This is a genomic window from Deltaproteobacteria bacterium (assembly GCA_021737785.1).
In the GTDB taxonomy this organism is placed as follows: Bacteria; Desulfobacterota; DSM-4660; order Desulfatiglandales; family Desulfatiglandaceae; genus AUK324.
Genome location: JAIPDI010000003.1, coordinates 78346 through 92693 on the forward strand (window position 1 = coordinate 78346; position 14348 = coordinate 92693).

11 protein-coding genes are annotated in these 14348 nt (G+C 54.0%); 6 read left to right on the forward strand and 5 right to left on the reverse strand.

Annotated features, from left to right (window positions below; all coding sequences use genetic code 11):
• Positions 1-27: 27 nt before the first annotated feature.
• The 3 genes from K9N21_02835 (at position 28) to K9N21_02845 (ending at position 1452) form a co-directional block, all read left to right on the forward strand.
• Positions 28-732, forward strand: coding sequence for an NAD-binding protein (locus K9N21_02835; protein ID MCF8142833.1), 705 nt, complete (start codon positions 28-30; stop codon positions 730-732).
• A gap of 119 nt (positions 733-851) precedes the next feature.
• Positions 852-1151 (forward strand): YggT family protein, encoded by a 300-nt coding sequence (locus tag K9N21_02840; protein MCF8142834.1) that lies wholly within the window; start codon positions 852-854, stop codon positions 1149-1151.
• A 16-nt stretch (positions 1152-1167) separates the two neighbouring features.
• Entirely contained in the window at positions 1168-1452 is a 285-nt protein-coding gene (locus K9N21_02845) for a DUF167 domain-containing protein (protein ID MCF8142835.1), read from the forward strand.
• Here the strand turns inward: K9N21_02845 and K9N21_02850 are convergent.
• The 4 genes from K9N21_02850 to K9N21_02865 are packed head-to-tail and all read right to left on the reverse strand — an operon-like array spanning position 1436 to position 5925.
• On the reverse strand, positions 1436-2347 hold the full coding sequence (locus tag K9N21_02850; protein ID MCF8142836.1) for an inositol monophosphatase: 912 nt from the start codon (positions 2345-2347) through the stop codon (positions 1436-1438). The two genes, K9N21_02845 and K9N21_02850, sit on opposite strands and share 17 nt — an antisense overlap.
• Positions 2348-2354: 7 nt before the next feature.
• Complete coding sequence (locus tag K9N21_02855) at positions 2355-3596, reverse strand: glycosyltransferase (protein ID MCF8142837.1); 1242 nt, start codon at positions 3594-3596, stop codon at positions 2355-2357.
• A complete protein-coding gene (locus K9N21_02860) occupies positions 3593-4726 on the reverse strand; it encodes a glycosyltransferase family 4 protein (GenBank protein ID MCF8142838.1) in 1134 nt (377 codons plus the stop codon). The genes K9N21_02855 and K9N21_02860 overlap by 4 nt, the downstream gene beginning before the upstream one ends.
• Positions 4723-5925, reverse strand: a complete 1203-nt coding sequence (locus K9N21_02865) for an oligosaccharide flippase family protein (protein ID MCF8142839.1) — start codon at positions 5923-5925, stop codon at positions 4723-4725. The genes K9N21_02860 and K9N21_02865 overlap by 4 nt, the downstream gene beginning before the upstream one ends.
• 422 nt (positions 5926-6347) lie before the next feature.
• Between K9N21_02865 and K9N21_02870 the strand changes: the two genes are divergently transcribed.
• Entirely contained in the window at positions 6348-7823 is a 1476-nt protein-coding gene (locus tag K9N21_02870; protein MCF8142840.1) for a hypothetical protein, read from the forward strand.
• Between the two features lie 142 nt (positions 7824-7965).
• A complete protein-coding gene (locus K9N21_02875; GenBank protein MCF8142841.1) occupies positions 7966-10839 on the forward strand; it encodes a UPF0182 family protein in 2874 nt (957 codons plus the stop codon).
• Positions 10840-11008: 169 nt separating this feature from the next.
• Here the strand turns inward: K9N21_02875 and K9N21_02880 are convergent, their stop codons facing one another.
• Positions 11009-12157 carry an HRDC domain-containing protein gene (locus tag K9N21_02880; protein ID MCF8142842.1) on the reverse strand — a complete coding sequence of 383 codons (1149 nt, stop codon included), beginning with the start codon at positions 12155-12157 and terminating at the stop codon, positions 11009-11011.
• Positions 12158-12448: 291 nt separating this feature from the next.
• On the opposite strand from K9N21_02880, the gene typA reads away from it, so the two are divergent.
• Entirely contained in the window at positions 12449-14215 is a 1767-nt protein-coding gene (gene typA / locus K9N21_02885) for a translational GTPase TypA (GenBank protein MCF8142843.1), read from the forward strand.
• The last annotated feature ends 133 nt before the right edge of the window (positions 14216-14348 follow it).

The following is a 14348-nucleotide window of genomic DNA, read 5'->3' on the forward strand; positions in this document are numbered from 1 at the left end:
CCAGGATAAAATGCGCAAGGCGAAGGAATGGATATTGACCTGGACCCGATAGATGAAAAAGCTGTTTTCATTATAGGCGCCGGCCACTTCGGGGCCAGGGCCGCACGCCTTATCCGGCAACGATCCGATGTCCCTGTTTTCGTTGTAGATCCGGATGAGAAAGGGCTCTCAAGCATAGGGGACCTGAGGGTAGAAAAAATCCAAGGCGACGGGATTCAGTTTCTGTTGGACAACTTCCATTACCTGAAAGATGCGAACACCGTTGTCCCTGCGCTTCCGGTACACCTTGCCTATGAATGGCTGGTACGCTATCTCCCAGAGGACATGGAAACAAGAAAGGTACCCGTCCCCGAAACGAATCCTCCGCTCCCTCATGCGTACCCTGCAAGCGAGGGATCGACCCTGATCAGTTATGCTGATTTCCTCTGCCCGGATGACTGCCCGGAACCTGTGTATTGCACCGTAACAGGAGAAAAGCGTGAACAGCCCCTGTATGCCCTCCTGAAAAATCTCCAACTCCCTCCCTTCCGGGTGCATATTATACGCAGTCATCAGCTTGCCCCGGGATTGGGGGGATACAAGGCCGGGGACCTGAGGGAAACGGCAAAAAGGGTCTTAACCGATGGCGCCGGGATGTGGATACTGGGGACGGCCTGCAAATGCCACGGCATCCTGACGGCATTTGAACTGAATGATCTCTCACAGAGTTCACAGAGGCACAGAGGGGTTTGAAAGCAAACAAAGTCTGATGATCTCGCAAAAGTCTTTTCACATGGGCATCAAGTTTATCTCCATGAACTCTGTGGGCGCTATCGTAACGGGTGAGAGAATTCTGAGGAGGGATTTGTTTCATGTTTGTTATCGGTAATTTCCTGACCGCTGTGGCTAAAATCATTGATATCGGCCTGACCCTTTATATGTGGATCATTATCGCACGGGCAGTGATCTCGTGGGTCAATCCGGATCCCTATAACCCTATTGTCCGTTTCCTGACATCGGTGACCGAGCCGGTCCTGTACCAGATACGGAGGAGACTCCCCATAAATCTGGGGGGTATAGATCTCTCCCCCATCCTTGTCATTCTGGCCATCATCTTTATTCAATCCTTTCTGGTCCGGAGCCTGGCGGAAATGGCAGCCCGACTCGGATGACGGGGAGACCTCCGACATTTTGGAAGTTGCCTCCCAAACCACCCTTTCAATCAGGGTCCTGCCCCGATCCTCCAGAAATGAAATCGTGGGGAAGCAAAATGACGTCTACAGGATAAAGCTGACTGCACCGGCCATCGAGGGGAAGGCAAATAAGGCCCTGACAACACTCCTTGCCAAACGTTTGGGTCTTCCCAAGGCAAAGATCCAAATTATCTCGGGAGAACGATCCCGGGCAAAAACAATCCGGATCCAAGGGTTGCGGCCCGAGCAGGTTGAGGCCCTTCTCATCCAACCCTCCTGATCATCCCACCCTCCCCGCTTTTCATCCCCTGGCCTTTGTCCTCCGTGTCCTCCGACCCCTCTCTTCTGTCTTCTGACCTCCCGCTTCCGCGTTCCGCATTCCGACTTTCGGGTTCCATCTGCCACCCCTTAACCACCTCCAGCATGTCATCATGGATGAGACCGTTGGAGGCCAGTACACTCTCCAGGTAGGGGGTATAGGGTTTCCCGGCAAAGGTGGTCACCCTCCCCCCGGCCTCTCTCACGATGATCTCCCCGGCCGCCGTGTCCCAGGGTTTGAGGTCCTGTTCCCAGAATCCCTCCAATCTGCCCGCGGCCACGTAACACAGGTCCAACGCAGCCGAACCGAGTCGCCGGATCCCCTGCGCCCTCACAAGCATCCCTTCAAACAGGTCCATCACCTGTTCGGGTCTTTGGTGGACGTCATAGGGAAACCCGGTGGCGAGGAGGGAATCCTGAAAACTGGCAATTTCGGAAACCCGGAGCGGCTCACCGTTCAGGCGGGCCCCCTTACCTTTTGCGGCCTCGAAAAATTCATTCATGCAGGGATTGTAAACAATTCCCAACACCCCTTCGTTTTCCACTTCAAGGGCGATGGATACGGCAAAAAAGGGAAAGCCATGGGCATAGTTGGTGGTACCGTCCAGCGGATCGATGAGCCAGGTCCTGACCCCTTCCGCATTCTGCCTTCCCGTCTCCTCCGCCAAGATAGCGTCACCGGGAAAATTCCGACCGACGATCTCCAGGACCCGCTTCTCGGCCGCAAGGTCTGCCTCGGTGACCAGATCGATCTCCCCTTTCTTCACAATGTGATGGGCATCTCCCAGCATACGCATCAAGATCTCCCCGGCCGCCCGTGCGGCCTCCCCTGCAATGGCTGATTCTTTTTCAAACATAATGCAATTAACCTTCCCCTTCTATCACGTTTTTCATCTTCTCAAGAAAAATGCTTATGTCAAAACGGCTCGCCCGGGCCTCGCACGCCCCCCGCATCCGAATGGCCCTTTCAGGCGTCATCCACTCCACTGCTTCAACAATATCTTCTATCCCTGGATCTCTTGTCACCAACACCCCGCAATCCGTAATCATCATTTCTCTCCCGGCCTCCGCCCTCCGATCTCCCACCTCCTTGCCCCGTTGAACAGGGTCCCCTTCAAGGGTGTTCAACCGGGGGGACCTCTGACCTCCGCCCCCTGCCCCCTGCGCCTTGCTCCCTGCTCCCCGCTCCCTCCCTACGGTCTCAAGAAGCGCCCCCTCCTGGACACCGATCACCGGCTTGCCCGCTGCCATAGACTCCACCGGCGAGATCCCGAAATCCTCATCCCTCGGGATATAGATGGTGGCAATACACCTCCCCATCAGATCGCAAAGTTTTTCATCATCCACCCACCCCAATACATCGATATTCTCAACCCGCCCTGCCATCTCCCGTATCCTGGGCATATCGGACCCTCCTGAAATCACAACCAGTCTCTTATCCGGCATCTTCATGAATGCCTCGACGATCAGGGCTACTCGCTTTAAGGGGTCCACCCTCGCGGTGGAAAGAAAATAATTCCCCTCTTCAATCCACCGGAACCTCCCTGTTTCGCAGGGAGGATAAACAACGAGGCTGTCATGCCCCAAGAATTTTCGAAGTCGTTTCCTCACGGTTTCGGAATTGGTAACAATGGTGTTCATCCCCCGCACGGCCCGCTCATACGCCAGGCGGTACAGGACCATTACCCCCCTCAGAAAGGGCCTTTGCCATGGGGGAAGCTGCCGCACCATAAAACTTCTTTGGTCATAGAGGACCCTTGGCGGGGTATGGCAGTAGAAGATCTTGCGGCCTGCAATCTTTTTGTATGCCAAGGGTGAAAATGATCCGCTGAAGACAGCCCATGACGTCGCTACCTTCGGCAGGTGGGCAAATGCCCACCAGAGTTGAAGGATCTGTGAAAAGCCCAACACGCGCGGAGACGTTTTATACGCATCAAGGCTCCTCAGTTTCAAGCCATCAAAGCACCCTTCGAAAAAAGACCCCTTATCCAGCTGGCCGGTCCATAGCTCAGCGTGAAAGTCCTTGGCCAAGGCCATAGCCACTCTCTCACCACCACCCAAAAAAGCAAAAGAATCGTGGAGTACAATCTTTCGGTCAACTGTCATTTCAACACTGCCTCAAACACCTCAAATGTCTTTCGCGCGGTTTCTTTCCACGAAAATCCCCTGGCCCTTTCCAGTCCTGCTGCTGCGATGCCGTCTCTCATGGCGTGATTTTCAACCAGGTCCTTCAAAATTCGGGCAAGGTCCTTCACGTCCCGAGGATCCTTCATATACAGGGCCGTGTCTCCGGCCACCTCAGGGAGGCTCGTCTCTCTCGTGGTCACCACCGGGCAGCCGCAGGCCATGGCCTCCAGAACAGGGAGGCCGAATCCTTCATAGGTGCTGGGGAAAACCATCCCGATGGCCCCCGAATAGGCCCGTGCCAGATCCTCATCACTGACAAACCCGAGTGGAAAGACCCTTTGTGACACGGCCCCGTCGGCCCAGCCCGACCATCCCGCTGTCACAAGTGGCACATCAAGACCGGCCTTTTTCAGCGCCTCCGGGATAACGTCCATATTTTTGCGGGGATCTCCGCTGCCCACGAACAGAAAATACTTTTCAGGCAGGGCATGATCTTGAAGAAAGGCACGGATCTCGTCAGCCGATCTGGGATAGAAAATCGTATTGTCATGGGCCTCGGGAGTAATCGTTGTTCGTCCAGGGTCAATGCCCAGATATGTCCGCATTTCCCGTGCAGTGAATTGGGAAACCGCCAGAAAGTGATCTACGCCATCACACCTGCGCCTCAAAAAGAGACGAGAATAAAGTACCCGTTCCCGCGGATGGTACTGCGGAAAACGGATCAGAGACAGATCATGGATGGTAAATACGGTTTTTAATCTGGCGGGAACAGAAAAAGGAAAAAATCCCGCCTCATGATACACATCAAAATGCCGGCTCCATTTCCGGAAAATCCCCTCTCTCAAAAAGTGGAATCCAAGTCTGACCATAAGGGCCGGATAGACCGGCATTCGCCAAAAAAGGTCCACACCCCGCGTCCACCGACCCAAATCGCCCGGACCGCCCGGCATCCTGGAGATAACCTTGAACCCGTCAAAATAACCGATCTCCAACCTGTCGCCATAAGACCGCTCCATCTCCCCATAAAGGCACCTCAGATAGCGGCTGATCCCGGTGTTCACATTCACCATCGGCACGGCGTTGACAAGGAGTTTGATATGAGAATTCATCTGCTTGATCCTGAAGTCCTGAGACCAAAAATAAGCGCAACCGTAAGAAACGCCTCTGTCACGATGGTGGCCCACGCAGCTCCAAACCCGCCGAATTCGGGGATCAGAAACAGGTTAAGTCCGATATTGAGCACGGCTCCCGCACCTGCCGCCACAGCATACACGCGTTCCCTGTTCCTGGCAATGGCCGCCTGGGTCAATATCCCGTTCGGCAAGAGGAAAATCAAGGCCCCAAGGAGCCACGGCAAAAGACGTGCCGAATCCATGTACTCATCACCGAACGTCAAAACCATAATCTCCCAACTGAAGAGGCTCCCCACAGCAATAACAAGAACCGATGCCGCAAGCATGATCATGCTCATCCAGCCTATCTGAGCCCAAAAAGCCTTCTCGTCTTTCCAGACTATCCTCAGTTTTCTGAACCAGATGACGCTCAAAGGCGCCGCCAGAAGGACAACCCCGTCCAAAAACCGGTAAGCAGCGGCATAGTACCCCACCAGCGCAGGTTCCGCCAATCGCTCAAGCAGTATAATGTCACAACGGAAATATACCGTCGTTGCCGCATCTATGGCCATCAGATACATGCAGGGCTTCCGGATATCCCGAATACGAAAGCCGCCCAATAACGGCCTCGGCACCGGACGTGGAGACAGAAGGAGACACACCAGGAGTCCAAAAGACCAGCCGGCAAAGATGATCCATGGTACAGGCGTGACCAAAAACATGCCGAGGAGAATGCCGGCTGCGCCCGATGTGCGAACCATGGCCTGCCACATGGCATCACGGGGAAACAGTCCCTTGGCCCTCAATTCCGAAGAGATGAAATTGACCACCGCCTGAAATCCGAAACAGATAACCGCAGCAACTATTCCTAATCGATACTGTGACGGGATGACCCAGACAAAAAAGGCCCCGACCACGGTTGTCATCGCCGAGTGACCCAGTGCCCATGAGAACAGCCGATCCTCATAGCTTTTCAGCTCTTCGGAAGGAAGTGTCTTTTCACGAAAAAGGAGCGTCTTGAATCCCCCATCCTGGAGGATAAAAAACAGCGTGGCAATGGTCAGGATATAGCTGTAACTGCCAAACCCATCAGGCCCCAGGACACGCCCCAAAATAAAAGTGAGTCCGAGAGAAACTGCAGCAGTATACAGTGTTGCCAACCACTGCGATGTCAGATTGATGCTAAACGATGCCATACCCGATCCGCACTGCCCCTTTTCCGGCTCCGATCTCTCAAAAAGCAACCTTCTTCAATCTTTTCATCGTCCCAACTTAACGTCCCGGGATTTCTACCAAGACAAGGCGGGGTAATCATACGTTCTTTCAGCGACCGTTGTTGGCTTCCATTCCTCTATCCCATAATTTCACTATCTTAGCGTTCCATCATTCCAATCGGGACGAAGTCCTGAAGTTTTAGAGGATATACCTATTTATTTGAAAATTCAAACCGTGATTGATCAGTTGAGATGGCGGCCCCCACTATTTTTGTTGCTAAAGGAACTTCTTTTCTGTTTAACTATTGGCTGTCGCTCAAACGCCTATGCCCGGCCGGATATGTTGTTTTTTATGCGCGGGCATCTTTTCAGACCTTCGACACTTTCTGGATACTAAGCCGCATATGGAATTGGCACATATCGAAAATGCCCTCTTTCACCTGGACTACCGGTGGAAGCTCCACTCCCTTGCCATGTGGAAGGGGGAGCGCCCCCCATTCGAGCTATATCGGTTCTATGAGGCCTATGAGGAGTTCGTCAGCCTAAAAACACTGGCCCTGATCGACAGCTTCGATGGTATACAGGGGAAGGTCCGATTGAGACACGCCCTGATGGATCATTACCTGCAAAGGGCCCTTCTCCCCCATGAGATGGAAATGCGCACCTGGATGAAGGGCGCCTCAGCGCATGTGGATGGCCGAAAGATCTATTTCAGCGACATCATCTCTTGGTGTCAAAAACAGAGCGATTACGAGGGACGGCAGGTGCTCCAGAGGGAAACCGCGCCCCTTTGTAAATTCCTCGCCCCCTTTGCCTTGAATTACTGGAATATCCTTCTGGAGATCCTCACCGGCGAACTGGGGTTTGAGAGCTACCTGGATTATTGTGGCGAAAAAAAGGGGCTCGACTATCATTATTATTATCAGATGCTGAAAAACTTCCTGCCGCAGAGCGACGACATCTATTTTCCGGCCATGGAACAATGGTGCAAAGAGCGGTTCGGTCATAAGCTCGATGAGCTGACCCGGTTCGATGCCATCCATATCCTGGGCTTGGGCCATCTGGATGCCCTTTTTCCGGACAGCCCCGTCAATGGATACACGCCTTTTTTTCACCATTGGGGGATTGACCTCGAAAACGCTTCTGGGCTCAATCTGGAGATCGGCACGGAAAAGGGAAAGAACGCGCAGGCCATCAGTTTCATTCTGCAGGTCCCGGATGAGGTCTATGTCCTGATGAAACCTGAAGGCGGATGGATCGACCTGGAGACCCTGTGGCACGAACTGGGGCACGGACTGTCCGCGGTGTTCACATCCCCCGGGCTCTCTATCGTGAATAAAGATCTGGCCACCAGCTTCAGCCTGTCCGAGGCATTTGCGTTTCTCAATCAGAATATTACCCTTTCGGTCCCTTTTCTGGTAGACTATCTCGGTTTCGAGCCTGCTGTTTCTGAAACGCTTCATTATTACAAGGTCCTCAAAGACCTCTCCATGTTCCGAAGGTATGCGGCCAAGTTTGTGGCCGAGTATGAGATGTTTCAAACCGGTAACCTCTCCGATGGAAGGCCCTATGCAGAGGTGATGGCGCGGTACACAGGCTTCTATTACCAACCGGAAAGCCATCTCTTTGACCTGGTCCCCGAGTTCTACAGCCTCGACTATGTCCTGGGCTGGCTGACAGAGACCATCCTGGAAGGGCATCTGAGGGACCGACTGGGAGTAGACTGGATGTTTCAGGAAGCGGGGGGCCGGATCCTGAAGGACTGGTGGGGCCAGGGGAATGAAAACCATATCCCGGACTTTCTCCGGTTAAACGGACTGGAGACGCTCAATACCGACCGGATCATGCGGCGATGGAAAGAGGTCCTGGGACGGAAGTAATGCCTAAAATTGTAACCGGCAAACCCGGATAAGCCAACACCGAAAATTCTCACACGGAGACACAGAGACAAAGAGATTTTTTGACCATATCGTATTTCTTTGTGGCCTTTGTGGCTGTGTGATACAAAACGGAGATTGAATCATGAAAATAAAGCTGCTCATCGGATTCGCGATCCTCATCCTTCTGTCACTCTTCTCGATTATCTCCATATACCCGGACTGGCTGTGGTTCAAGAACTTAGGCTTTGCCCCGGTGTTCTGGACCATGCTGTCGGCCCGATTCGGATTCGGTTTTGCGGTCTGGCTCTTTCTAATCTTGATCATTACAATCAATCTCTATATTGCCAGACGGTTGAGCCCGGTTCCGGGAGCCGGGGCCAGAGATGAGAGCCCTTTTGCCTCCCAGATCGGCCTTTCCGCCAATACCCTGAATCTCCTTTTCTTGGCCTTCATCCTGATCGCCAGCTTCGTCATCGCGTCAAAGGGATCGGATAAATGGAATATGGTCCTCCGGTATCTCAACTGGCAGCCTTTTGGCGAGGCAGATCCCATCTTCAACAGGGACATCGGCTTTTACGTGTTTGTCCTCCCATTTTATGCCTTTATCCGCAGCGGTCTGATGACCCTTTTCCTTTTGGCCGCGGGTCTGACCATTATCTGGTACCTGAAAAACGGCGCCCTCCAGGTCACCGGCGAGATGGCCCAGGCAGAAGGAGGGCCGCCTTCTCTGCCGAAAATCAGCGTAGCGCCGGCGGTCAAGAAACACCTGATTTTCTTAGGGGGCATTATTGTCCTCCTCATGGCCTGGGGGTATCACCTCAAGATCTACGGCCTCATGTACTCCACCCTGGGCCCGGCCTTCGGCGCCGGGTATACGGATGTACACATCAAGGTCTGGGGCTACAGAATCCTGACAGGCGTCTCCATTATCTTTGCGGTCTTTTTGTTCCTCGAGGCCTTTAAATCAAGGACCCGGCTCATGCTGGGGACCGGAGCGGTCTGGGTGGCCGCCATCCTGGTTTTCAGCGCCATACTCCCGATGGCGATCCAGAAGGTGGTGGTGAAACCCAATGAACTGGCCAAGGAATCCCAATATATCGCCTACAATATCGACTTCACCCGAAAGGCCTATGGTCTGAACAGGATCAAAGAGGTCAGTTTTGACGTGAAAGACGAACTCACACTCGAAGAGGTCCAGAAGGAAGAGACCACCGTCCAGAACATCCGGATCTGGGATGAACGGCCACTGCTCCAGACCTATCGGCAGATCCAGGCCATCCGGCTCTACTACGATTTCAGCAATGTGGACGTGGACCGCTATCAAATCAAGAATCAGTACAGGCAACTCATGCTGGCCGCGAGGGAACTGGAAATCGATCTTCTTCCCCGCCAGGCCGGCACCTGGGTAAACCGTCATCTCATCTATACCCATGGCTATGGACTGACCGCGAGTCCGGTCAATGAAGTGACCAGGGAAGGCCTCCCCGACCTGTTCATCAAAGATGTCCCGCCCGTCTCTGATCCGGGACTTGAAATCGACCGCCCCGAGATCTATTACGGTGAAAAGACCAATCACTATGTCCTGGTAAAAACCCGGACCAAGGAATTTGATTATCCCAAGGGGGACAGCAATGTCTACACCGTTTATCAGGGCAAGGGGGGCGTGCCCATCAACTCTTTTATGAGAAGAATCCTCTATGCCATTGAATTTACAGATACACGGATACTCTTCACCGAATATCTCACGCCTGAAACCAGGATCATGTACAACCGGAATATCATGGCCCGGGCCAAGGTGCTGGCCCCCTTCTTGAGCTACGATCGGGACCCTTATCTGGTCCTCTCAGAGGGGAAGCTCTACTGGATGCTGGATGCCTATACCACATCCGATATGTACCCCTATTCGGTCCGGTCCCTGTCTCCCTTTAAAAACGAGCCGCTCAACTATATCCGCAACTCCGTCAAGGTCACTGTGGACGCCTACAACGGCGATACCGCCTTCTATCTGATAGACGATCAGGACCCTGTTGCCAAGACCTATGCGACCATATTTCCGGATCTGTTCACGCCGTTTCAAGAGATGCCTGAGGACCTGCAACGGCACATCCGGTATCCTAAAGATCTCTTCAACATCCAGGCAGTCGCCTATGCCAAGTACCACATGCAGGATGCGCAGGTTTTTTACAACCAGGAGGATCTCTGGCAGCTCCCCGATGAAATGTATGGCGATGCCCGTCAGAGAATGGAACCCTATTACATCATCATCAAGCTTCCCCAGGGGGACAAAGAGGAATTTCTGCTCATGCTCCCGTACACCCCTTCGGAAAAGGACAATATGATCGGGTGGCTGGCAGCCAGAAGCGATCTTCCAAACTATGGAAACCTCATCGTCTACAATCTGCCCAAGGAAAAGCTGGTCTACGGACCGATGCAGGTGGAGGCCCGGATCAATCAGCAGACGGAGATTGCCCGTCAGTTGAGTCTCTGGGACCAGCGGGGCTCCCGGGTCATCAGGGGAAATCTCCTGGCCATTCCGGTGTCCGGCTCCTTTATCTACGTAGAACCGATCTACCTGCAGGCAAAACGGGAAGAAAACAGGGGACCGTTGGCCGGGGAAACCCCAGCTGCGGGATCCGGAAAATCCAGGATGAGACAGGGTGTGACGCCGGCCGTGCAAGACCGCTCCGCGGCCCTTCCGGAACTCAAACGGGTCATTGCCGTATCCTCCAACCGCATCTCCATGGAAGAAAATCTGGACAAGGCCCTGAGCCGCGTGCTGGGGGGGGACATCGCGCCTCAGGAACGGGCCGTGCCCCAAGCCATGGAAATTCTGAAATCCTCCAGCCTGGGCGTGGTTGCCCTGGATCACTACAACAAGGCCAAGGAATATCTTCGCAGAGGAGACTGGTCAGGATACGGAAGGGAACTCGAAAAACTGGAGGAAACGCTTCAACAACTGGCCGAGACAACGGAAAAGAAGGATCTGCAACCTGTAATTCAGATGAAAAGTGACTGACAAGGGGGATTGCCTACCCTGAACCCCTGGCCCGGACCGATGACGGCAAGTATGACCGAGAGGCGGTGTACAGCCTTCGGATACACACTCTGAGCAGTTCCCGATGCGTTACACCAGGTTCCGGGCCTTGAACCCGTGAACGGCCACAAATCGGGGTTCAGGATGCCGGTCAGCCGGTCTCTTTAAGCAGATTACAGATCTCGGGACCCAGCAACTCGATCTGCCAGTTTCGAATCTCCTCAATGGCCTTCATGTCCTGGGGCCTTCGGGGATTTGAAATGGCGATCTCCCGTATCTGGGCGTTGGTGCAGATAACGGCCGGATCCACCCCCCATTGATCGCCCACCCGGTCACGCCAGGATTTCAATACCTCCACACGGGCGCCCTCTCTGGATCTCAGACGCTGCCAGATCTTTCTGGGATACACCGGGAGGGCCTCGTCAGGAACATGCAGTCCCTCCCTGACCTTTTCAATAAGTGCCTCCCCCATATGGTCAATCTGTTTGCGGCTGAGGCCTTTGATGTCGCTCAGATCAGACTTGGACAGCGGCCTGTTCTGGACGATGTCCAAAATCGGCTGGTTCCCCAACACCTTGAAATGGGGGCAATCCCGACGCCTTGCCAACTCATCCCGTAACTGGAGAATATTCTCCAGGATCGCGAGGCTTCGGGGATCGAGCCTGGCTGCGCCCTTGAAACTGGTAAAAAACGGCCCGCTTCTGGGTGAATTGGGCCGGACTGCGCTCAGCAGATCGCACTCCTCCTTTACGCAGAAGAGCAACCCCTTTTCTTTTAATTTATCTTCCAGAATGCGGGCCAATGGGAGGAGATAACAGATATCCTGAACCGCATACGCCATCATGGGCACGGGCAGGGGTCTTTGAGACCAATCCTTCTTCTGATATTTCTTATCGCTCGAGATGTGAAAATTCTCGTGGAGGAGGCTGGCGAGACTGATCTCCCTGGACCCGAGAAATCTGGCGGCGATCTGGGTGTCGAACAGGGAATGGACCTCAATGCCGAAATCCCTGTAAAGCGAACGGATGTCATAGTCTGCCCCATGAAACACCTTACGAATGCGCCTGTCCGCGAATATCGGAGCCAGAGGCGAAAGATCCCTTACCGAGAGCGGATCGATCAGCAGGTTCAGCCTTCTGGTGGCGATCTGAATCAGGCAGACCTTTTCCTGGTAGTGGAACATGGAGTCCGCCTCCAGGTCCACGCCGATCACCGGTTCACCTCGAAGCTCCGCCATCAGCCTCTGGAGATCGGTATCCTGCTCAACAAGGATGTATTCAGGGGGGGTGTGATCCGTCATGAATCTTTCTCAACACGTCAAATTGCCTTACCCTCTTACCTTCTCAACTTCTTACCTTCTTAACCTTCTATCCCTCAGAATGCAACAGGATTTTACGCTCAGGGCGTGCGCTGACGGAGAGATATCCCCGGGCAAGCCATTTGGTGAAAATTGCTGATGCCGTGTTTTTTATTGACATTTCAGCTTGAATGAACGATATAAAAAGGTTACCTTAAACACGATAGGGGGACCATCCCCCCATATAACCTTTATACATTACCGTCCTTTCCGGATGGTCAGAGAAGAACCTTTATGGAACAGAATACCATCAGAAATGTCGCCATTATCGCCCATGTCGATCATGGCAAAACCACCCTTGTGGACCAGATGTTCAAGCACAGCGGGATGTTCAGGGCCAATGAACATGTGGCCGAGCGCTTCATGGATTCCATCGATCTGGAACGGGAACGGGGCATCACCATCGCATCCAAAAATGCCTCTTTTCACTACAAGGGCTTTCGGATCAACATCATCGACACGCCCGGGCATGCCGATTTCGGCGGTCAGGTGGAACGGGTCCTCCGGATGGCAGACGGCGCCCTCCTCCTGGTGGACGCCCAGGAAGGGCCCATGCCCCAGACCTATTTTGTGCTCAAGAAATCCCTCGCCCTGGAGCTTCCCATCATCGTGGTCATCAACAAGATCGACAAACCCGCAGCCCGTCCCGAATGGGCCGTCGATCAGGTCTTCGATCTCTTTGTCAAATTGAAAGCGCCCGATCATATCCTCGACTTTCCGGTTATCTTCGCCTCTGCAAAACAAGGATACACCTCTCTGGAGGCCGGCGGGGCCGAACTCTCCATGGAGCCCCTTTTCGAAAAAATCATCTCCCATATTCCCGCACCTGCCGGCGATCCCAATGCCCCCCTCCAGATGCTGGTAAGTTCCATCGAGTATTCTCCCTATCTGGGCCGGCTGGGGCTCGGCAAGATAACGGGGGGGACATTGAACATCAACAAGGAAATTGTGGTGGCCAGGCGCGACGGCACACTTGCCCCTGCCCGTATCAGCAAGGTCTATCGCTTTGAGGGGGCCAAGAAATCGGCCACCGATATCGCGGGCGTGGGGGAGATCGTCGCCGTGGCAGGAATGGAGGACGTCACCCTGGGGGTAACATTCACCGACCCGGACCATCCCATGCCTCTGCCCCCGATGGAGATCGACCCCTGCACCATTTCCATCCATTTCATTCCCAATGAATCCCCTTTTGCCGGAACCGAGGGTTCGTACGCCACATCGCAGCATCTCACCGAGCGGTTGAAGCGCGAGGCCCTCTCCGATGCGGCCCTTCAGGTGGAAGAAGTGGACGGCGGCAGGGGGTTCAAGGTATCGGGCAGGGGAGAACTCCACCTCTCCATTCTGATCGAAAAAATGCGGCGTGAGGGCTATGAATTTGAGATCACCCGGCCCCAGGTCATCATGAAGGAAGAAGACGGCAAAATCCTGGAGCCGATCGAGGAGCTGACCATCGACGTTGACAAGGTCTACATGGGCACGGTCATTGAAAAGTTGGGGGCGCGAAAAGGTCAGATGCTCCAGATGAACCAGGAAAACGGGATGGCCCGCCTGACCTACAGGATCCCCACCCGGGGACTGCTGGGATTCCGGTCGGAGTTTCTGACCGATACCAAGGGGATGGGGGTCATGAACTATCGCTTTCTGGAATACGGACCCTTTGCCGGCGACATCCGTACCCGCACCAAAGGGGTGATGGTGGCCAAGGAACCCTGCACCACCGTCGCCTATGCCCTGTTCAATCTTCAGGACCGTGGAAGGCTCTTTTACGGGCCGGGGACCCGGGTCTATCGGGGCCAGATTATCGGCGAGCACTGCAGGCCCCAGGACCTCCTGGTAAATCCGGCAAAAGGAAAGAAATTGACAAACGTACGGGCCTCAGGGTCGGATGAAAACGTCATCCTCACCCCCCCCATCCGGATGAGCCTGGAACAATGCATCGCCTATATCAACGAGGACGAACTGGTGGAGGTCACGCCCCAGGCCATCCGCCTGCGTAAATGACATGGCCTTTTGAATGATCAAGGATCAATTTTGGGTTCTTTTTCTGACTCGCGAAGTGATTGCCGGACAATCTTTTGGTCCCGGCAAAGGCAATTTGCAGCGAAGCCATCAATAAATGGGATGTCTTGTTGAT

Bases quoted from the DNA above. Each gene is read 5' to 3' on its own strand.
- K9N21_02835 (MCF8142833.1), top strand. From the start codon at position 28: ATGGATATTGACCTGGACCCGATAGATGAAAAAGCTGTTTTCATTATA.
- K9N21_02840 (MCF8142834.1), top strand. From the start codon at position 852: ATGTTTGTTATCGGTAATTTCCTGACCGCTGTGGCTAAAATCATTGAT.
- K9N21_02850 (MCF8142836.1), bottom strand. From the start codon at position 2,347: ATGTTTGAAAAAGAATCAGCCATTGCAGGGGAGGCCGCACGGGCGGCC.
- K9N21_02855 (MCF8142837.1), bottom strand. From the start codon at position 3,596: ATGACAGTTGACCGAAAGATTGTACTCCACGATTCTTTTGCTTTTTTG.
- K9N21_02860 (MCF8142838.1), bottom strand. From the start codon at position 4,726: ATGAATTCTCATATCAAACTCCTTGTCAACGCCGTGCCGATGGTGAAT.
- K9N21_02865 (MCF8142839.1), bottom strand. From the start codon at position 5,925: ATGGCATCGTTTAGCATCAATCTGACATCGCAGTGGTTGGCAACACTG.
- K9N21_02870 (MCF8142840.1), top strand. From the start codon at position 6,348: ATGGAATTGGCACATATCGAAAATGCCCTCTTTCACCTGGACTACCGG.
- K9N21_02875 (MCF8142841.1), top strand. From the start codon at position 7,966: ATGAAAATAAAGCTGCTCATCGGATTCGCGATCCTCATCCTTCTGTCA.
- K9N21_02880 (MCF8142842.1), bottom strand. From the start codon at position 12,157: ATGACGGATCACACCCCCCCTGAATACATCCTTGTTGAGCAGGATACC.
- typA (MCF8142843.1), top strand. From the start codon at position 12,449: ATGGAACAGAATACCATCAGAAATGTCGCCATTATCGCCCATGTCGAT.